Origin of the sequence: Ewingella allii (assembly GCF_044430645.1) — a bacterium.
GTDB lineage: Bacteria > Pseudomonadota > Gammaproteobacteria > Enterobacterales > Enterobacteriaceae > Ewingella > Ewingella allii.
In genome coordinates this window covers 1196055-1217139 of sequence record NZ_JAWUDN010000001.1, presented here as the reverse complement: position 1 = coordinate 1217139, position 21085 = coordinate 1196055, and the positions used below count along the sequence as shown (strand labels likewise).

Here is a 21085-nt window from a genome sequence, read left to right as displayed (position 1 = left end):
CGTGCTGCCAGCAGGTGCGATGAGGGGGAGGAAAATGCTACTCTGCGTCACCGGCCGCTATCCCCACCATACGGAAGAACTATGACGTTGAAAGTGCTTGATGCCTGGCAGAAGGGCGACTTGATTAATTTGCTGATTGCTATTCCGGCGGGGATCATCGCCGCCTTGATGACTATTGCTTTTCGCAGCGCCATTTCCGGGATCAACGACCTGATGTTCACCGACGGGACGGATATCACCAAGGCCTTCCTTGAATACCCCAAACTGGTCTGGCCGATTATCACCACGGTGGGTGGCGTGATTGCCGGTTTTATCCTGCTATGGGCGCTGAATGTCGAACGCAAGCACGGCAAGATGCCGGATTACCTCGACGTAATTGACCAGCGCCTGCCGGGCATTCCGCTGCGCAGCACCTTGCTGCGCGCGGCGTCTTCTCTCGCCAGTATCGCCAGCGGCGGCTCTATCGGCCGCGAAGGGGCGATGGTGCAGCTTTCGGCCCTCAGCGGCAGCCTACTGGGGCGTTTCTCGCGGTTACGCGCGTTGCATCAATCCGACCTGATTGCCATGGCGGCGGCGGGCGGTCTGGCGGCGGTGTACCACGCTCCTCTGGCCGGGGCGCTGTTTGTGGCGGAAATCGCCTTCGGCGTAACGGCGGTGCAGCGGCTGATCCCGCTGTTTATCTCCGCCTCGGTGGCGGTGCTGACCGTGCGTTCGGTAACTGACTACGAGCCGCTGTATCTCTACTCGTCGGCTACCTTTAGCCCGTCTCCCGGTGCGCTGCTTACCGTGCTGGTGATTGGCGTGGCGACCGGCACCCTCGGGCCGCTGTTTATTGGCTCAATCGATAAAGTGCGTCAGTGGATGAAGCCAATTTCCCACCCGGCTTTGCGCCTTGGGCTCGGCGGGCTGGGTGTCGGGCTGGTGGCGATGGTGTCGCCGCTGGTGCTGGGTAACGGATTCGAAGTCATTGATTTGATTCTGAATGACGGCGATTTGCACACCGCGCTGTGGATGGTGCTGCTGCTCAAAATTGTCGCGACGGCGATCACCGTCGGCTCCGGCGCGGTGGGCGGGCTGTTCACCCCTTCATTGCTGATTGGCGCAGCCAGCGGGGCGCTGGTCTGTACTTTTCTCCAGTGGCTGGGCTTCGATCCTGGCCCCATTGGGCTATACGCGGCGATTGGCATGAGCGCGCTGCTGGCGGCAACCAGCCATGCTCCGCTGATGTCGATCATGATGGCCTTTGAAATGACTCTCAACAGCTCGCTGCTGTTCCCATTGATGCTGGCGACGGCTATCTCCTACGTGGTGGCGTCGAGGCTCAAGGCGGCGGGAACCTATCCGGTGCTGGCTCGCCACAATGCACGCTTTATGGCGAAAAATGAGTTTGAAAACAGCTCGGTGGCGTCGCTGATCACCCCCTGTTCGCGAATGGTGGTGCACTCGACGCTGGCAGAAGTGGTGGGCGAAGGGCTAAAACAGCGCACGCGATATGTCTATATGGTGGACAGCCAAGAGCGTTTTCTCGGCGTGGTGCCGACCAACGTGCTGGCCAGCGGCATCATCGACGGCAGTCTAAAAGCCGACGAGCCGATTGATAGTTTTATCGAGCAGGAATTCACCACTCTGTACCAAAACGCCAGCTACGAGCAGGCTTGGGCGACCTTCAGCGATTCCCCCCTCGAGCGTCTGCCGGTATTAGAAAACCCCGAAACCCGCCGCCTGTTAGGCGTCATTACCAAAGCGGCGCTATTGAATAAGGCGAAGAATTTTCTTTAACTATCATCCCGCCGCCGCAGCGCCCACCAGCCTGCCAGCAGGGTAAATACCCCGACGATCACCACCAGCAGCAGGAAGCCGTGGTGGTTATTGGCGAGGGGGATGCCGCCAACGTTCATACCGAAAAAGCCCGCCACGATGTTGATTGGCAGCGCCAGCACGGTGATCACCGTCAGCACGTAGAGGGTGCGGTTGCTCTGTTCCATCTGCCTTGAGGTGATCTCTTCCTGTAGCAGCCGGATGCGCTCGGTAAGGGCGATCAGGTCATTGAGCACCACGGAAAACTCTTCGGTGAATTGGCGGAAGTTCTGCACCACCTCGGGGGCAATCCACGCGGGTGGGCGATTTAACAGGCGGAAAAGGGCGGTTGGCTCAGGTGCCAGCAGGCGCTGAAAGCGCAGCAGCATGCGGCGCAAACGGCCAAGGTTGGCGCGGTTTTTCTTCACATGGTGGGTCAGCAGGCACTCTTCGATGCGATCGACATACAGATTGGCGCGCCGCACAATGTTTTCCAGCAAATCTTCCTGCTCTTGCAGCAGATAGACCATTAGCTCGGTAGGCGAGCTAATGCTGATGTAGTCCAGCCGTTTATAGAGCAATTCAATCAACCGCACCGGCTTGTGGCGCGCGGTGACCACCAACTGCGGGTGGCAGCTAACCCACAGGGTGGAGGTTTCATCGACGCTCTCTTCAGGGTTGAAAATCACGTCATTAAGCACCGCCAGCAGGCTGTTTCCCTGTCGCTCAATCCGTGTACTGCGCGAGCCTTCGCGGATCTCTTCAAAGAATAACTCATCAATGGTGAAATGCTTTTTCAGCCACTTTTCCGCCATCGCGTGGGTCAGGTTGACGTGCAGCCAGATAAACCCCTCGCCGTGGCAAATTTGCTGATAAGCCTCTTGCACCTGTTGTGAAGAGACGCGCTCCGGCGGCCTGCCGGGGCGGAAAATAAAGCCATAAATCAGCCCGGTCACTTCATCATTAAAATTGAGTACGGCAGGTCTTTCGCTCAGCATGAAATGGGTTTTCTGCAGGTGGAAAACGGATTGGCTTATTACGCCAGTATTCGGCCTAAATACAATATGCAGACAGCGAGTTTCATATTTCTGTCACAATGCAAAACCGCCAATACCCCCAATTTTCCTGCGTCATGCCTGTGGCAATCAATAACAGTCCGTATTCATATTAAGTAATTATTAATCAATATCTTAAGTGGTTTTCATGGTTTACCCCTTTGGGAGTATTCATCGCTATGTAAATAGTTGCTTAACGACGTGGGATTGATCGCAATCAAGTAGAGGCACTCTGGGGCTGTTTACCCTCCTGATATTAAAAGCAATGTCGACATTCATAACGACAGCCTGCTTCAGGCGGCTGCACAGGAGAGTCCCGGATGAGCAAATTCCTTGACCGGTTTCGCTATTTTAAAACCCTAGCTGAACCCTTCGCTGACGGCCACGGCCAGACGCTTAACACCAATCGTGATTGGGAAGATGGTTATCGCAGCCGTTGGCAGCATGACAAAGTGGTGCGTTCCACCCACGGCGTGAACTGCACCGGCTCCTGTAGCTGGAAAATTTACGTCAAGAACGGTCTGGTCACTTGGGAAACCCAGCAGACTGACTATCCGCGCACTCGTCCTGACCTGCCAAACCACGAACCGCGTGGCTGCCCGCGCGGCGCCAGCTACTCGTGGTATCTCTATAGCGCCAACCGACTGAAATACCCATTAATGCGCAAAAAGCTGATTCAGCTGTGGCGCGAAGCCAAGTTGCAGCACAGCGACCCGGTAGATGCCTGGGGCTCTATCGTCAATCAGCCGGAAAAAGCCAAACAGTATAAAGCAGCACGCGGGCGCGGTGGTTTTGTGCGCTCCAGCTGGCAGGAAGTCAATGAGCTGATTGCCGCGTCAAACGTCTACACCGCCAAAACCTTCGGCCCGGATCGCATTATCGGCTTCTCGCCAATTCCGGCGATGTCGATGGTGTCTTACGCCGCCGGGGCGCGCTATCTGTCGCTGATTGGCGGCGTATGCCTGAGCTTCTACGACTGGTATTGCGACTTGCCACCGGCCTCGCCGATGACCTGGGGCGAGCAGACCGACGTGCCCGAATCTGCTGACTGGTACAACTCTTCTTATATTATCGCCTGGGGTTCGAACGTCCCGCAGACCCGTACCCCGGATGCCCACTTCTTCACCGAAGTGCGCTACAAAGGCACCAAAACCGTGGCAATCACCCCGGACTATGCCGAAGTCGCCAAGCTGTGCGACCATTGGCTGGCACCAAAACAGGGGACAGACAGCGCGCTGGCGCTAGCCATGGGTCACGTCATTCTTAAATCTTTCCACCTTGATAACCCAAGCCAATATTTCATCGACTACGTGCGCCGCTACACCGACATGCCAATGCTGGTGATGCTCGAGCAGCGCGAAGAGGGCTATTACGCGGCGGGCCGCATGCTGCGCGCTTCTGACTTGGTGGATAATCTGGGTCAAGAAAATAACCCGCAGTGGAAAACCATCGCCATTGATGAAACCAGCGGCGAGCTGGTGTCGCCGCAAGGTTCAATTGGTTATCGCTGGGGGCAGAAGGGCCAGTGGAATCTTGAAGCGCGCGAAGGCAAGGCGCAGCACGAAGTCAGCCTGACGCTGAGCCTGCTGGACAACCACGACGAAGTGGTCAGCGTCGGTTTCCCATACTTCGGCGGCGCGGTCAGTGAGCATTTCAACAGCGTGGCGCTGGAAGAAGTGTTGCAGCACAAACTGCCGGCTAAACGCCTGCAACTGGCCGACGGCAGCAGCGTGCTGGTGGCCAGCGTCTATGACCTGACTCTGGCAAACTACGGCGTCGAGCGCGGCTTGAACGATGAAAACTGCGCGCAAAGCTTTGACGAAATCAAAGCCTACAGCCCGGCGTGGGCGGAAAAAATTACCGGCGTTTCTCAGCAAAATATCGTGCGTATTGCCCACGAGTTTGCCGAAAATGCCCATAAAACCCATGGCCGTTCGATGATCATCGTCGGTGCCGGTATGAACCACTGGTACCACATGGACATGAACTACCGCGGCCTAATCAACATGCTGATCTTCTGCGGCTGCGTCGGTCAAAGCGGCGGCGGCTGGGCACACTATGTCGGCCAAGAGAAGCTGCGCCCGCAAACCGGCTGGCAGCCGCTGGCCTTTGGTCTGGACTGGCAGCGCCCGCCGCGCCAGATGAACAGCACCTCCTTCTTCTATAACCACTCCAGCCAGTGGCGCTATGAAACCGTCGCGCCGCAGGAGCTGCTTTCCCCATTGGCGGACAAATCCCAGTTCACCGGCAGCATGATTGATTTCAACGTGCGCGCCGAGCGAATGGGCTGGTTGCCTTCTGCGCCGCAGCTGAGCGTCAACCCGCTGAATCTGGCGGCCATGGCGAAACAGGCGGGCAAAACCACGCAGGAATTCGCGGTAGAAAGCCTGAAAGATGGCAGTCTGCGCTTTGCCGCAGAGCAACCGGATAACCCGCAAAACTTCCCGCGTAACCTGTTTGTCTGGCGCTCGAACCTGCTAGGTTCTTCCGGCAAGGGCCACGAGTACATGCTGAAATACCTGCTAGGCACCGAACACGGTATTCAGGGGGAAGATCTCGGCGTGCAGGGCGGCATCATGCCGGAAGAGGTGGAGTGGCAGGCGCAGGGCGGCGAAGGCAAGCTGGATCTGGTGGTGACTCTCGATTTCCGCATGTCCAGCACCTGTCTCTATTCCGACATCGTGCTGCCGACCGCCACCTGGTACGAAAAAGACGACATGAATACCTCGGATATGCATCCGTTTATTCACCCGCTGTCGGCCGCCGTGGACCCCGCTTGGGATTCAAAAAGCGATTGGGAAATCTATAAAGGCATCGCCAAAGAATTCTCCCGGGTCTGCGTGGGGCATTTAGGCGTTGAAAGCGACTTGGTGACCTTGCCAATTCAGCACGACTCGGCGGCGGAAATGGCGCAGCCGTTTGGCGTCGAAGATTGGAAAAAAGGCGACTGTGAGCTGATTCCGGGCGTCACCGCGCCGCACTTGATGGTGGTTGAGCGCGACTACCCGAACACTTACGAGCGTTATACCTCCCTCGGCCCGCTGCTCGACAAACTGGGCAACGGCGGCAAAGGCATTAACTGGAATACCGACAGTGAAGTCGAGCTGCTGAAAAAGCTTAACTACACCAAGGCAGATGGCGCAGCCAAAGGCCGTCCGAACATTGACACGGCAATTGACGCGGCGGAAGTGATCCTGACGCTGGCCCCTGAAACCAACGGGCAGGTGGCGGTAAAAGCCTGGGCGGCGCTGAGTGCTAATACCGGCATCGACCATAGGCATCTGGCGCTGAATAAAGAAGACGAAAAAATCCGTTTCCGCGACATTCAGGCCCAGCCGCGCAAGATCATCTCCAGCCCGACATGGTCAGGTTTGGAAGATGAGCATGTCTCCTATAACGCCTGTTACACCAACGTTCATGAGCTGATCCCTTGGCGCACGCTGTCCGGCCGCCAGCAGATTTATCAGGACCACGCGTGGATGCGCGCCTTCGGCGAAAGCATGCTGGTTTATCGCCCGCCGATTGATACCCGCGCGGCACAGCCTTTGCTCAACGCCAAGCCAAACGGCAACCCGGAGATGGCACTGAACTTCCTGACGCCGCACCAGAAATGGGGCATTCACTCCACCTACAGCGACAACCTGCTGATGCTGACCTTAGGGCGCGGCGGGCCGATTGTCTGGCTGAGTGAAGACGATGCCACCCAACTGGGCATTGAAGATAACGACTGGATTGAAGCTTTCAACGCCAACGGCTCGCTGAGCGCCCGCGCGGTGGTCAGCCAGCGCGTACCGGCGGGGATGACCATGATGTACCACGCGCAGGAGCGCATCGTGAACATTCCGGGTTCCGAAATCAGCGAGCAGCGCGGTGGTATTCACAACTCAGTGACCCGCGTCTGCCCGAAACCAACCCATATGATTGGCGGCTATGCGCAGCTCTCTTACGGCTTCAACTATTACGGCACCGTCGGCTCGAACCGCGATGAGTTCGTGATTGTGCGCAAAATGAACCGTATTGACTGGTTAGACGACGAAGGTAACGACTACGTGCAGGGCGCGGTTGCGCAGGAGAAAGCCAAATGAAAATTCGTTCACAAGTCGGCATGGTGCTGAATCTCGACAAATGCATTGGCTGCCACACCTGTTCCGTGACCTGTAAAAACGTCTGGACCAGCCGTGAAGGCATGGAGTACGCCTGGTTTAATAATGTGGAAACCAAGCCGGGGCTGGGTTATCCGCATGATTGGGAAAACCAACAGAAATGGAAGGGCGGCTGGATCCGCAAAATTAACGGCAAATTGCAGCCGCGCATGGGTAACAAAGCCAATCTGCTGCACAAAATCTTTGCTAACCCGCATATGCCTGAAATCGATGATTATTACGAACCTTTTGACTTCGACTATCAGCATCTGCACACCGCCAAAGAGGGCAAACACCAGCCCGTGGCGCGCCCGCGCTCGCTACTGACTGGCAAACGCATGAACAAAATCGTCGGCGGCCCGAACTGGGAAGATGATTTAGGCACTGAGTTCAGCAAACGCTCTGCCGACCAAAACTTCGAAAACATGCAGAAAGAGATGTATGGCGAGTTCGAAAACACCTTTATGGCTTACCTGCCAAGGTTGTGCGAACACTGCCTGAACCCGGCCTGCGTGGCGACCTGCCCGAGCGGCGCGATTTATAAACGCGGCGAAGACGGCATTGTGTTGATCGATCAGGATAAATGCCGCGGCTGGCGCATGTGCCTGACCGGCTGTCCGTATAAGAAAATCTACTTCAACTGGAAGAGCGGCAAGTCGGAAAAATGTATTTTCTGCTACCCGCGCATTGAAGCCGGGCAGCCCACCGTCTGCTCTGAAACCTGCGTCGGGCGTATTCGCTACCTCGGCGTGGTGCTGTATGACGCCGACCGTATCGAGCAAGCCGCCTCGGTGGAAAACGAGAAAGACTTGTACGAAAGCCAGATGAGTATCTTCCTCAATCCGAATGACCCGGAAGTGATCGCCCAGGCCGAAAAAGACGGCATTCCGATGTCGGTCATGGACGCGGCTCGTCAGTCCCCGGTGTACAAAATGGCGATGGAGTGGAAGCTGGCGCTGCCGCTGCATCCTGAATATCGCACCCTGCCGATGGTGTGGTACGTGCCGCCGCTGTCGCCAATTCAGTCTGCCGCCGACGCGGGCGCATTGCCGCACACCGGCGTGCTGCCGGATGTCGAAAGCCTGCGTATTCCGGTGCAATATCTGGCCAATCTGCTGACCGCCGGAGACACCGCGCCGGTGCTGCTGGCCCTGAAACGCATGTTAGCGATGCGCCACTTCAAACGCGCCGAATCCGTCGATGGTGTGGTGGATACCAGCGCGCTGGAGCAGGTGGGCTTGAGCGAAGCGCAGGCGCAAGAGATGTACCGTTATCTGGCCATTGCCAACTATGAGGACCGTTTCGTGGTGCCATCCAGCCATCGGGAACAGGCGCGTGAAGCCTTCCCGGAGGCCAAAGGCTGCGGCTTCAGCTTCGGCGACGGCTGCCACGGCAGCGACACCAAATTCAATCTGTTCAACAGCAAACGTATTGACGCAATTGATATGAGCGCAAAAACCTCGCGAGGTGATCAATGAACAGTCTACGCATTCTCGGTTTGTTGCTTGATTATCCCGACGATCTGCTGTGGGAGAGTCAGAGCGAGTTGCTGGAGATCATTGGCGAAGCGGCTGAGCTAAATGGCGGGCAGCAAGCCGAGCTGGCGGGCTATATTCGCCAATTCTGCCAGCAGGATCTGCTCGACGCGCAGTCTTCCTATACGGGGCTGTTCGACCGTGGCCGCGCCACCTCGCTGCTGCTGTTCGAGCATGTTCACGGCGAGTCGCGGGATCGCGGTCAGGCGATGGTGGATTTGCTGGCGCAGTATCACGCCGCCGGATTGGATATCGACAGCCGCGAGCTGCCGGACTATCTGCCGCTGTATCTGGAGTATTTATCCACGCTGGCGGCTGATGAAGCCCGTTCAGGCTTGAACGATATTGCGCCGATTCTGGCCCTGCTGGGGGCGCGTTTGCAGGAGCGAAACAGCGCCTATTCCCAGCTGTTCGACCTGTTGCTGTCGCTGTCCGGCAGTGCATTGGCCAGCGAAGACGTGCGCCCAAGCTTGCAGCAAGAGGCGCGGGATGACACGCCCGCGGCGCTGGACGCCGTGTGGGAAGAGGAGCAGATCAAGTTCCTCGGCGAGCAGAGCTGCGCCAGCGGTGAAGAAGCCGCGCACCAGAAGCGTTTTGTCGGTGCGGTGCAACCACAATATCTTGACCTTGATTCCGCCAACGCTGGGGAGGCACGTCCATGAATTTCTTCAATATGTTCTTGTTTGATATCTATCCCTACATCTGCGGCACGGTGTTTCTGGTGGGCAGTTGGATGCGTTATGACTACGGCCAATACAGCTGGCGTGCGGGCTCCAGCCAGATTCTGGAGAAGAAGCTGCTGCGCATTGCTTCGCCGCTGTTCCACGTGGGGATTCTCGGCATTATCGCCGGTCACGCCTTCGGGATGCTCACTCCGCACTGGATGTATGAGTCTTTCCTGCCAGTGCCGGTTAAACAGCAAATGGCCATGTGGGCGGGCGGCGCCTGTGGCGTGTTGACGCTGATTGGTGGGCTGATGCTGGTTTATCGTCGTCTAAGCAATGACCGCGTGCGCGCCACCTCGAGCTTTGGCGACATTATGATCATCATTCTGCTGGTGGTGCAGTGTGCGCTGGGCCTCGGGACCATTCCGTTCTCCGCGCAGCACATGGATGGCAGCGAGATGATGAAGCTGGTGGGCTGGGCGCAAGCCGTGGTTACTTTCCACGGTGGGGCATCTGCCCATCTTGACGGCGTGGCGCTGATTTTCCGCATCCACATCGTGCTGGGTATGACGCTGTTCCTGCTGTTCCCATTCTGCCGACTAGTGCATATCTGGAGCGCGCCGGTGGAGTATCTGACTCGCCGCTACCAGCTGGTGCGTAACCGCCGCTGACCGTCAGGGTTGTGGCAATAAACAGAAGGGCGCTATGATGCGCCCTTATTTTTTAATTTGAATGCCACTTCATCAAGGATGCTCATCATGGCTATCGAAAGAAAACAATTCTCCCTACCGCGCCGCCTGCTGCGTAACAGCCTGATTCTGATCGTCATCGGGATAGTCGCCGTGGTGCACGGTTTAGTGGTCGGCAACCCCGACGCCACCAATGGCGAAATGCCCCCACAGTTCGCCTTAGGAATTTGGTTCATCATCTTTGGTGGCGTTTTGGGGCTGATTAGCTGGTTTGTATTGAAGAAGAAGGCGAAAACGCCTAAAGAGTGAGTTTTCAATTTCAACTCTGAGGTCAAAACCGTGCGCTGCCGCCACACCGGCCTTAAGGGGCGCCTATCGCCGCGCCCCTCAAGACTCCCCGGCTCTATACTGCGCGCTTCGCTCGTTGGGCGGACGTGTTTCAGGGACTTCAGTTCTCCACCGCCCTCCCTATCAATAAAGAATGTCGCCGCTTAGGCGGTGCCTTCGCCACGGGATTACTCAGCCTCCGGCCTCGCCCTTCGGGTCGTTGCTACGCAACGCTGTCTCGCTTCGCTCGGCTCGAGCCATAGGTCTCGAACCTCTCGCTCAGCGCCATTTTTGACTGCGGTTTTGAGGCGTTTCAACCGTACCTTTTCAGTAAATTTCAGATTTTTTGTGAATGAAACGGCTCGGAGTAAGTGCCAGTAGGTCGCGTTCAGAAGTGACGCCGAGCAAGAGGTGGAAAACCGCGAGTCTTTTGCGCGGGTTGGAATCCCGCAGCGAGGGAACCGCCTAAGCGGCGGCAATTCGCGACGATCGCCGCGGCCACTGAAACACGTCCATCCCACCCCTGCGCAGCCTCGATCTCCCAGCAGCAAAAAAACGCAGGATTCCAAAGGGTTTCGTTTAAAACCCTTTGGGCCAGTGTGGGCGGCAAGCCCACGGTTTTGACCTTAAGGCCGGTGTGACGGCAGCGCACGATCTTGACCTTTGGGCCAGTTTGCGTGGCAACGCAAGGTTTTTCCTCAATCTTTCTAAAGATTGAAAAAGTTTCCGATGCTTTCCAAAGCATCAAAACCCCCTCCCGCTGATAACGATATTCATTTACACTGGCGCACTTGCCCGCGCACGGGCCATTCCAATGAGGATGCACGATGCTCCGCCGGTTCTTCTCTTATTACGCGCCTTATAAAAAACTGTTTTACCTCGACTTTGGCTGCGCGATCCTCGGTGGATTGCTGGAGCTGGGGTTTCCTATGGCAATCAAAACCTTTATCGACAAACTGCTGCCAGCTCATGACTTCGTGGTGATCCTGATAGCGACCGTCGGGCTGCTGTGTATTTATTTGATTAACACCGGGCTGATGGCGGTGGTCAACTATTGGGGACACGCGCTGGGTGTGGGGATTGAAACGGATATGCGCCGTCAGGCGTTTAGCCATTTGCAGAAACTCTCTTTCCGCTATTACGACAACACCAAAACCGGCCACATTATTACTCACGTCACCAAAGATTTGGAAGAAGTGGGGGAAGTGGCGCACCACGGCCCGGAAGACCTGTTCATCGCGATCATGACCTTTATCGGCGCCTTTATTTTGATGGCGACGGTGCACTTGCCGTTGGCGCTGATGACCATCGTGATTGTGCCTTTTATGACCTATCTGGTGAGCCGTTACGGCGCGCAAATGACCGAAACCTGGCGTCGCCTGTTTGGTCAGGTGGGTAACTTTAATGCGCGCATTGAAGAGAGCATCGGCGGTATTCGCGTGGTGAAAGCCTTTGCCAACGAAGCCCATGAGAAAACCTTATTTGCCTCCGACAACGAAAACTATCGTGTTACCAAGCTGAAAGCCTATCGCATCATGACCGCCAGCCTGACGCTGAGCTACCTCAGCACGCGGCTTATTCAAATTGTGGTGATGATCGCCGGGACCTGGTACGTGGTTAACGGCCAACTGAGCTACGGCGGTTTTGTCGGCTTCTTATTATTGGTGGAAGTGTTCTTCCGCCCGGTGGCAAAAATCACTTCGGTATTGGAAAGCTACCCGAAAGGCATTGCCGGGTTTAAACGCTTTACCCAGCTGATTGACACCGCGCCGGATATCGTTGACCGCCCGAATGCGCGGGCCGTTGAGCATCTGCACGGCGACATCTGCTATCGCGACGTGGTGTTTGGCTATACGCCCGCCAGTAAGATCCTCAATGGCATCAATCTGCAGATTAAAGCCGGAGAAACGCTGGCCTTTGTCGGGCCATCGGGGGCGGGGAAAACCACGCTGTGCTCGCTGTTGCCGCGATTCTATGAGCTGGATAGCGGCTCAATTACCATTGATGGCATTGACATTCGCGATATGACGCAGGCGTCGCTACGCAACAATATCGGCATTGTGCAGCAGGATGTATTCCTGTTCGGCGGCAGCATTCGCGAGAACATCGCCTATGGCAAACTGAACGCCACTGAGGCAGAAATCCGCGAGGCGGCGCGTCAGGCAAGGCTTGATGAGGTGATTGATGCCTTGCCACTCGGCATGGACACGGTGATTGGCGAGCGGGGCGTGAAACTCTCCGGCGGGCAGAAACAGCGCCTGTCGATAGCCCGTATCTTCCTGAAGAACCCGCCAATCTTGATTCTGGACGAGGCCACCTCTGCACTGGACACCGCCACCGAGCAGGCGATTCAGCAATCACTGGCTGACCTGTCCCAAGGCCGTACCACGCTGGTTATCGCCCATCGTCTGGCAACCATTCAAAATGCCGATCGCATTGTGGTGGTAGATAAGGAAGGCATTGTCGAGCAGGGCACCCATGAACAGTTGCTCGCACAGCAGGGCCGCTACGCTCAACTCCACGCCGCGCAGTTTAGATAATCCCGCCGTCTTTGTTCAGTACACCGCCGCTTTTCTCTCTCATGAGTGGGAAAGCGGCCTCTTTCTCTGCCAACACAAACGATTCACTTAACTGACTTAACGCAGTTGGAATAAAAAGCAGCCAAAACGGGCATGTTGGTAATAACCAATTTGGGATAATTTGAATCAAGATCTCATTATTGCAATTTAGTGAAAGTTTTAAATTTGACTTATTAATTATCTAATCAAAAAAAATAAACAAATGGAGTGGGTTCATAAAATTAGAATTACCTTTTCTATTAAATCGATATAAAAGCACACTAAAAAATAGTTATCCTGCTATGCACTATAAAAAGGCATTACTGCTATTCCGAATGTGTTTTTATTAATGATTGTTAACATCTGGCAACCCCCGCAGAACAGTGATCTCAATAACAGAAAACATACATTTCTAAACATAGTTTGCACCAAAACTATGCAATGCACTATTGTGGTGCAATTCTTTATGCAAAAAACGCATATAATCAGTAAGTTACAGACCCTTCATTGAAATATATTGTTACAACTCTTTGCGTTAAATTAACGTTATCGCCCGAACTTTTCCATTTTAACTTTTCGTGCTTAATGCTAAGGTTCGAATCGTTTTACAGACAGAAGCATTTAAAAACATTTAAAAAACTCACAGCTCGATATTTAAAAGCGGGCATGAGAAATCCTTTATATAAAATCAAGGAATATAAAATAATGATGAAGCGCAGTGTGCTGGCCGTAGTGGTCTCTTTAATCGTTGCATCCTCAGCTGCTAATGCAGCAGAAGTTTATAATAAAGACGGCAATAAATTAGACCTGTACGGTCGCGTGAACGGCAAACATGCCTTCAGCGATGACAAAGGTTCTGACGGCGACAAAACTTATGTCCGTTTTGGTTTTAAAGGGGAAACTCAAATTAATGACCAACTGACCGGTTACGGCCAGTGGGAATACAACGTTCAGGCTAACCACGCTGAATCAGCAGGCACCGAGGGTACGAAAACTCGTCTGGGCTTCGCAGGTCTGAAAGTTAAAGATTTCGGTTCTTTCGACTACGGTCGTAACTACGGCGTTGTTTACGACGCAATCGCGTTTACCGATATGATGCCTGAGTACGGCGGCGACACTGGTTACACTGACAACTTCATGGTTGGTCGTGCTAACGGTCTGGCAACTTACCGTAACCAAGACTTCTTCGGTCTGGTTGAAGGCCTGAACTTTGCTCTGCAATATCAGGGTAAAAACGAAGGTGACGCTAACCGTCCAGACGGTAAAGCGAATGGCGACGGCTACGGCGCGTCATTGGATTATGAAAACATCGGCGGCACGGGTATCGGCGCAGCATTGGCGGGTTCTTCTTCTGACCGTACCAATGGCCAAGCTAACTCTACCTACGGCAAAGGCGACAAAGCTTCTGCATGGGCTACCGGTCTGAAATATGACGCTAACCAGGTTTACCTGGCAGCGATGTACAACGAAACTCGTAACCAGACTCCAATCAGCGTTCCAGCGACTGGCGCGGTTCCAGCTACTTCTGGTTTTGCTAACAAAACCAAAGGCATCGAGTTCGTTGCACAGTACCAATTCGAAAACGGCCTGCGTCCTTCTGTAGGTTACGTACAGTCTAAAGCTCACGATATCGAAAACGGTATCGGCGATGCAGACATCGTTAAATACTTCGAAGTGGGCGCAACTTACTACTTCAACAAAAACATGTACGTTTATGTTGACTACCTGATCAACCAACTTAACGACGACAACAAGCTGGGCCTGAACACCGACGATATCACTACCGTTGCCCTGACTTACCGTTTCTAAGTTGATTCAAAGCATTATTACCCGTTTCTGTGTCTGAAAATGGTAATGGTAAAAGGCAGAGTTTCATTGGCTCTGCCTTTTTTTCGTCTTGAATTTGCCTCGCTTGCCTTCAGTTCTCATACCTTACACTTCAATCGCTTAACCCATAGCCTGAAGGTATAGCGCTACGCCAAACAAGTATTCGCCAGCCTGCAACCCGCATGAAATAGTCGTGCTTTCCTTTATTAGCTGCCCAAGTTAAGGAGCACCAAGTCTATGCAAACCATTCCCAAACCTTATTTACTGTTTTTAGGTGATGTGACCGATCCGCTGGCAGTGAAAACGGCGCGCGGCATCCACCACTGGCGACCAGAAGCCTGTATCGGCCAGCTGCGTCTGGCGGAGGACTCCATTTCTCTCGGCTTGGAAGAAATGGATGTGGTTACAGCCAAGCAGCAGGGGGCGAGGACCATGGTGCTGGGCACTGCCAACTCTGGCGGCAAGCTTCCTGGGCATTGGTTAACATCCATTAAAGCGGCGATCCGCGCCGGTTTAAACGTGGCCAACGGCCTGCACCAAAGGTTGAATGATATTCCCGAGCTGGTGGATTTGGCGGAACAGTATCAAGTTCAGCTGTTTGACGTGCGCCACACGCAGCCCGCGTTAGACACCGGGACTGGCAAACGCCGCAGCGGCAAACGCATTTTGACCGTCGGCACCGATTGCTCTGTCGGCAAGATGTACAGCTCGCTGGCGCTGGAAGCGGCGCTGCGCCAGCTGGATATTCAGGCAGATTTTCGCGCCACCGGGCAGACCGGCATCTTAGTCGCCGGAGCCGGAATTGCCATTGATGCGGTGATTGCCGATTTTATCTCCGGCGCGGTAGAAGCACTGGCTCCGGCCAATCAAGACAATCATTGGGACATTATCGAGGGGCAGGGATCGCTGTTCCACCCATCGTTTGCCGGGGTCAGCATGGGGCTGATCCACGGCGCACAGGCCGATTTGCTGGTCATGTGTCATGAGCTTGGCCGTCCGCATATGCGCCATTTACCTCATATGCCGCTGCCAAGTTTACGCCAGTGCGTAGAAACCAATCTCGCGGCGGCGCGGCTGACCAGCCCACATGTTCGACTGGCCGGTTTCTCACTCAACACTTCGGCGGTGGATGAGCAGCAGGCCAAATCCGCACTGGCGGAAATTAGCGCAGAGTTTGGCGTGCCAGCGACCGATCCCGTGCGCTTTGGTATGCAAGAGGTGGCGCAGTGGGTCAAAGAACAGGGCTGATTTACCGTATCTGAACACAGATGTTGCAGCCAAGTGACAGCCATTTTGCTACCTTCAGTTATCAGTTTTTTTGTGGAGCCACTGGCGCATGCGTCTTCGTCACATTGAAGTTTTTCAAGCCGTTTTACAGGCGGGCAGCGTCAGCGGCGCGGCGCGTTTGCTTAACGTGTCGCAGCCTAACGTTAGCCGCGTGCTCAACCACGCCGAGCAGCAACTGGGCTTTGCGCTGTTTGAACGTAGCCCGCAGGGGTTGATTGTGACCCCAGAAGGGCGGCGATTAATGCCGGAAATTGACGCCTTATTTAGCCATATCCAGACTATTTCTGCCTTGGCCGAGCAGCTGCGTCAGGGGGAAGGCCAGCACGTGCGCATGGGGTCGGCTCATACCCTCGGGCAGGTGATTATGGCCCCGGTGTTAGCCAATTTCCGCCGCCAGACGCCCGGCGGCAGCGTTGAATTGGTGACTACCCACTTCAACACGCTGAGTCAGGATCTACTGCAATACAAGATGGATTTTGCCCTGACTTTCGCCGAACAGGTGCCCGGCGAGCTGATTGCCGAATCTGTTTATCAGGCCAACATGGTGGCGCTGTTGCCACTCGATAGCCCGCAGGAAGGGCCGGTTTCACTCAGCTGGCTGTGTGACAACGAGCTATTAATGTTGCAGCAGCAGGACCCACTTGGGCAGGTGTTAAATCGCGTTTTGCACGAGCATGGCCTGTCGCCGCGTTCCCAGCTGTATATCAAAACGTATTCGGTGATTGCCGATGTGGTGCTGGCCGGAGGCGGCGTCGGCGTGGTGGATACCTTTACCGCCAGCCGTTATCGCGGGCAGCTGAAAATCCTGCCAGTGGTGGAGTATCTGCCTTTCGAGGTGATTTTGCTCAGCCGTAAAGATCAGCCGGCGTCACAGGCCGCGTTGAAACTTCAGCAGCTGATTCGCCACAAGCTGTGGGAGTTGGAAGGGCAACTGCTGAACCCTGCCTGAAGCTCAATTTTCCTTCCTTTATAGTGCGCCTTGTTCAATCAGCAGATAATAGTCCTCGATTATCTGCTGGTATAGCCCCACGCTCTCTTCTAGCCTTGAAACTCGGCAATACTCGTCAGTTTGGTGAGCCATTGAAGGCTCGCCCGGTCCGAGGATCAGGCAGGGCGGATTGCCCAAGGCGTCAACCAACAGCGCGGCGTCGGTAAAATAGGGCACAATTTTGGCCTCGACCGGCGTGTCATGCAGCGGCTGGCAGTGCTCGAATACGCTCTGCACCCAAGGGTTTTGTCGCTCAGTCAGCACGGCGGGGAGGTCAACTAAGGTCTCTATAGTGACAACGTCACTTAAATGCTGTTGCAAACGCGATTTCAACGTAGAGTGCACCAGCGTTGGATCGGTACGCATATCCACATCAAAACTGGCCCTGTCCGGCACTGAATTAATGTTCAACCCGCCCTGAAAAGTGCCGACGTTGAGCGTCGGTTTCTTCATTAATGGGTGCGGCGGGCCGGGGTCGAAATGGCGGATTTTGCCAATAGCGTCAGCCGCCAGATAGATGGCGTTAATCCCCAGCTCCGGCATCGCGCCGTGGGCGGTTTTACCATGGGTAGCGCAACGCAGCCACAGTGCTCCCTTGTGGCCGACCATCGGATAATTGCCCGTGGGTTCGCCGACAATCAGCGCCCCCGGCTGGGCCAGCGTCAGGTTTGAATCATTAATCATGGCGCGCGCGCCGTCGCAGCCCGTCTCTTCGCCGCCGGTTAGGATCAGCATCACGCCGCTGTTCTGCGTAATGACCCCTTGGCGATGAATGCAGGCGACAATAAAGGCCGCGATGGCCGCTTTCATATCGCTGCTGCCACGGCCGTAAAGCTTACCGTCAGCGATCTCTCCGGCAAAAGGATCGAACTTCCACCGGGCGTTTCCCAGCGGAACCGTGTCGAGATGGCCGGTAAACGCCAGAGGTTTACCCGCCGCCGAGCCTGCTAAAGTGGCAATCAGGTTGCAGCGCCGTTCACCGAAAGGCTGTAATTTGACCTCGAACCCGGTGTCGCTCAGAAAATTCGCCAGCCAGCTCAGGCATTCTACCTCGTCGCCCGGCGGGTTAATGGTGTTGAAGCCAAGCAGAGCGCGGGTTAGGGCGATAACGTCTTGATCCATTTGGCGCTCCTTAATGCAGATTTTTGCGTTCGGTTTAGCGACTGAAAACGCGCTGCGGGTTGCCGATTAACAACGTTTCCAGCTGTTCACCCGTCACGCCGTGGCGACGCAAGCGCGGCACGAAATGCTTGAGGATGTAACCATAACCGTGGCCGCCAAACTTGGTCAGCATGGTCTTGAGGAAAACGTCCTGCGACAGCAACACTTGCTCGATAAAACCGTCATCAATCAGCTCACGAATCGCCCGCGCGTTGTCTTCGTCGGAGGGCGATTGCGCGCTTTCGTCGGCATAAAAATAGGGCATGCCAATCATGTCGTATTCGAGAAAAGCGCCGCGCTCGGCCAGCGTTCGCTGATAGTTCTTATCCGCAAAGCTCGGGTTCATGTGGCACAGCACCACGTGGCGCAGGTTGGTGCCTTCTTCCGCCAGAATATCCAACACTTTGTGGCCATAGCGCTCCCAGCCCGGCAAGTGGATTTGCATCGGCACGCCAGTTTTGGCGCTGGCGCGACCCGCCGCCCGCAAGGATTTCTCCTCATTCGCGGTGAAGGCTGCCGATACGCCAATTTCGCCAATCAGCCCGGCCACCACATCAGGTTTATCGCTGAAGCCGCCGACGTCATAAATAATCTGATCGGTCAGCGCTTCCAGCGAACGGCTTTTCACATAGTCGGGGTGAGACGGCTCAAGGTAGAAGCCGGTACCCATAATAATGTTTAAACCGGTCAGTCTTGAGATGCGTTGCAAGGCTTTCGGGTCGCGGCCTATGCCGATATTGGTGGGATCGACTACGGTTTCGCCCCCCAGCGCGCGGAACTTCATCAACTCTTCAACGGCTAAGTCAGAATCAAACAGCTGGCAATTATCACGGCTCATTAAAGGGTTAAGTTGCAATTCGCCCAGATTCTCAATTTTCACCGGCATCTCGGCGATGTGCCGCTCGCTACAGCAGCAGGGCGGCACCCACTTGCCCGAGGCGTCGAGCAGGATGTGCTCGTGCATCAGGGTGACGCCCAGTTTCTCCACCGCCAGCGGGCCGAGCACGGTCATGGCGAAACCACTCTCCGCGCCCAGCGGGAAAGGGTCGGCATGTCTAAATAAAGAACCTGCGAAACCGTCTTTAGAGGTCATGGCGCTATCCTTTACTACTTCGAACCGGGTTAAAAATGCGGGTGTTCAGCCAGATAGCCAGCAGAATGATTAAGCCCGTAGCGATTTGGGTATAGAACGGCGACATGTGAGACAGGATCAGACCATTTTGGATAACCGCGATGGACAGCGCGCCAAGCAGGGTGCCGATAATGGTGCCGAAGCCGCCAAACAGGCTGGTGCTGCCGAGCACTACGGCTGCAATCACTTGCAATTCAAAGCCTTCGCCCTGATTTGACGACCCACTGCCCAGACGCGCAGTAATGATCATCCCGGCTAAGGCCGCTGCCATCCCGCAAATCACATACACCCACATGGTGGTCGATTTGGTATTGACCCCGGCGCGGCGCACCCCTTCGGCGTTAGCACCAATCGCGGTGACATAGCGACCAAAGCGCATATGGTTGAGCAGCACGTGTCCGAAAACTAACGCCAGCACCCCGAGAATGGCGGGCAGCGGCAGCCCCAGCACCCAAGCGCGACCCAGCAGCGTAAACGGACTATCCGCCGGAATAGGGATGGAGTAGCCCTGAGTGATCAACAGCGCCACCCCGCGAATGACCGCCAAGGTTGCCAAGGTGACAATAAACGCCGGGATGCCCTCATAGGCAATGAAGTAGCCATTGATGGCGCCAATCAGGCCGCCGAGTGCCAGCCCGCCAATCAGCACCACGGGCCACGGAAGTCCCCAGTTATTCAAGGCAATAGCGGATAACGCGCCGACCAGCGCCAGCGTCGAACCGACCGACAAATCAATGCCGCCGGTGGTGATCACCAGCGTCATAGCGGCCGCGACAATCAGCAACGGCGCGCTTTGACGGAGGATGTTTAACCAATTGTATCCACTGAGGAAATTGTCCGTTGCGAAAGAGAACACCACGCAACAGAAAATGAAAAATACCGCAATGCTCACCACGCCTGAATGGTTGTGCAGCATGCGCCGGGTAACCGATTGTTTAATAAGTCGGGGACTGGACATGTTTATGATACTCATGGGCTTACCCTTTTAATTCACCAGACGGCGCTTAGTGGTGCACAGCTTCGCGCGCAGAGTGGGCCTCGAACTTCTCGCCGACAATCAAATTCACAATGTCGGACAAGCTGGTTTCGGCGATTTGTCGGTCGGCAACATTGGTCCCTTCGTACATCACCATGATACGGTCACAAACCAGGAACAGATCTTGCAGACGGTGTGTAATGAGGATCACGCTGACGCCGCGAGCGCTGACCCGGCGAATCAGTTCGAGCACGGCTTCCACCTCGGCAACCGCCAGTGCGGCCGTGGGTTCGTCCATGATCAACACTTTCGGGTTGAAGGCTGCGGCGCGGGCGATGGCGATGGCCTGGCGCTGACCGCCGGACAAATTACGCACCAGCAGGCGAGTGTCGGGGATGGAGATCCCCAAGCCTTGCAGCATTTCGTGGGCCTCTTCGTGCATCTTTTTCTCGTCGAGGAAGGGGATGCCCAACACGCGAGTTTGAGGTTCGCGGCCCATAAACAGATTGCCCGCCACGTTGACCGTGTCGCACAGCGAGAGATCCTGATAGACCATTTCGATATGGCAGCGGCGCGCGTCAGAAGGGTTAGCGAAATGGACATCCTGACCGTCAATGCGCAGGGTTCCACCGGTTGGCACCACGGCACCGGCCAAAATTTTAGTCAGCGTGGATTTACCCGCGCCGTTATCACCGACCAAACCCAGCACTTCGCCGGGTGCCAAACTCAGGTTTACGCCGCGCAAAGAGCGGATTGAACCATAGGTTTTGGTGATATTTACCATCTCGACCCGGGGTGAACCAGATAAGTTTCTGGACATCTCTTGAGACATAATTGCTCTCCAACTGGTGAGGGGCTTGCGGGTGCCGCGCCATAAACCTGCCGCTGCTGACAGTGCCGTCTTCTTGCCTCTTCCGATTTCTCTGTCCTTGTAAACCGGTTTACC

16 protein-coding genes and 1 other RNA gene are annotated in these 21085 nt (G+C 55.4%); 10 read left to right on the top strand and 7 right to left on the bottom strand.

All coding sequences use genetic code 11. The annotated features are described in order from the left end of the window. Positions 1-81: 81 nt before the first annotated feature. A complete protein-coding gene (locus SBO83_RS05775) occupies positions 82-1779 on the top strand; it encodes a chloride channel protein (protein ID WP_396130767.1) in 1698 nt (565 codons plus the stop codon). Here SBO83_RS05775 and SBO83_RS05770 read toward each other — a convergent pair. Then, positions 1776-2795 carry a transporter gene (locus tag SBO83_RS05770; RefSeq protein ID WP_396130766.1) on the bottom strand — a complete coding sequence of 340 codons (1020 nt, stop codon included), beginning with the start codon at positions 2793-2795 and terminating at the stop codon, positions 1776-1778. The genes SBO83_RS05775 and SBO83_RS05770 overlap by 4 nt on opposite strands. A 377-nt stretch (positions 2796-3172) precedes the next feature. Between SBO83_RS05770 and SBO83_RS05765 the strand changes: the two genes are divergently transcribed. The 5 genes from SBO83_RS05765 (at position 3173) to SBO83_RS05745 (ending at position 10192) form a co-directional block, all read left to right on the top strand. Further along, the gene (locus SBO83_RS05765; protein WP_396130765.1) at positions 3173-6937 is read left to right on the top strand and encodes a nitrate reductase subunit alpha; all 3765 of its coding nucleotides are present in this window, start codon (positions 3173-3175) and stop codon (positions 6935-6937) included. After that, entirely contained in the window at positions 6934-8472 is a 1539-nt protein-coding gene (narH, locus tag SBO83_RS05760; protein WP_396130764.1) for a nitrate reductase subunit beta, read from the top strand. Before SBO83_RS05765 ends, narH begins: the two co-directional genes overlap by 4 nt. Next, positions 8469-9191: a nitrate reductase molybdenum cofactor assembly chaperone gene (gene narJ / locus SBO83_RS05755; protein ID WP_396130763.1), complete on the top strand. Its 723-nt coding sequence runs from the start codon at positions 8469-8471 to the stop codon at positions 9189-9191. Before narH ends, narJ begins: the two co-directional genes overlap by 4 nt. Continuing rightward, positions 9188-9865: a respiratory nitrate reductase subunit gamma gene (narI, locus tag SBO83_RS05750; protein ID WP_396130762.1), complete on the top strand. Its 678-nt coding sequence runs from the start codon at positions 9188-9190 to the stop codon at positions 9863-9865. Before narJ ends, narI begins: the two co-directional genes overlap by 4 nt. Positions 9866-9952: 87 nt before the next feature. Then, entirely contained in the window at positions 9953-10192 is a 240-nt protein-coding gene (locus SBO83_RS05745) for a hypothetical protein (RefSeq protein WP_278880545.1), read from the top strand. 189 nt (positions 10193-10381) lie between these two features. Here the strand turns inward: SBO83_RS05745 and SBO83_RS05740 are convergent. Beyond that, positions 10382-10510: non-coding RNA, RtT sRNA (locus SBO83_RS05740), on the bottom strand. Between the two features lie 88 nt (positions 10511-10598). Next, positions 10599-10955: a hypothetical protein gene (locus SBO83_RS05735; protein ID WP_396130761.1), complete on the bottom strand. Its 357-nt coding sequence runs from the start codon at positions 10953-10955 to the stop codon at positions 10599-10601. An 82-nt stretch (positions 10956-11037) separates the two neighbouring features. Between SBO83_RS05735 and SBO83_RS05730 the strand changes: the two genes are divergently transcribed. From SBO83_RS05730 to SBO83_RS05715, 4 genes are all read left to right on the top strand, one after another. Beyond that, entirely contained in the window at positions 11038-12750 is a 1713-nt protein-coding gene (locus tag SBO83_RS05730) for an ABC transporter transmembrane domain-containing protein (RefSeq protein ID WP_396130760.1), read from the top strand. A 723-nt stretch (positions 12751-13473) separates the two neighbouring features. Beyond that, the gene (locus tag SBO83_RS05725; RefSeq protein ID WP_272901263.1) at positions 13474-14577 is read left to right on the top strand and encodes a porin; all 1104 of its coding nucleotides are present in this window, start codon (positions 13474-13476) and stop codon (positions 14575-14577) included. Positions 14578-14832: 255 nt separating this feature from the next. After that, positions 14833-15843, top strand: coding sequence for an N-acetyltransferase DgcN (gene dgcN / locus SBO83_RS05720; protein WP_396130759.1), 1011 nt, complete (start codon positions 14833-14835; stop codon positions 15841-15843). An 88-nt stretch (positions 15844-15931) separates the two neighbouring features. After that, on the top strand, positions 15932-16831 hold the full coding sequence (locus SBO83_RS05715; RefSeq protein WP_185690022.1) for a LysR family transcriptional regulator: 900 nt from the start codon (positions 15932-15934) through the stop codon (positions 16829-16831). Between the two features lie 18 nt (positions 16832-16849). Here SBO83_RS05715 and SBO83_RS05710 read toward each other — a convergent pair whose 3' ends face one another. The 4 genes from SBO83_RS05710 to SBO83_RS05695 are packed head-to-tail and all read right to left on the bottom strand — an operon-like array spanning position 16850 to position 20923. Continuing rightward, entirely contained in the window at positions 16850-17992 is a 1143-nt protein-coding gene (locus tag SBO83_RS05710) for a M20 family metallopeptidase (protein WP_396130758.1), read from the bottom strand. 34 nt (positions 17993-18026) lie between these two features. Continuing rightward, complete coding sequence (locus SBO83_RS05705) at positions 18027-19124, bottom strand: phosphotriesterase family protein (RefSeq protein WP_396130757.1); 1098 nt, start codon at positions 19122-19124, stop codon at positions 18027-18029. 4 nt (positions 19125-19128) lie between these two features. Next, positions 19129-20127 (bottom strand): ABC transporter permease subunit, encoded by a 999-nt coding sequence (locus SBO83_RS05700; protein ID WP_396130934.1) that lies wholly within the window; start codon positions 20125-20127, stop codon positions 19129-19131. A 40-nt stretch (positions 20128-20167) separates the two neighbouring features. After that, entirely contained in the window at positions 20168-20923 is a 756-nt protein-coding gene (locus SBO83_RS05695) for an ATP-binding cassette domain-containing protein (protein WP_396130756.1), read from the bottom strand. Positions 20924-21085 lie beyond the last annotated feature (162 nt).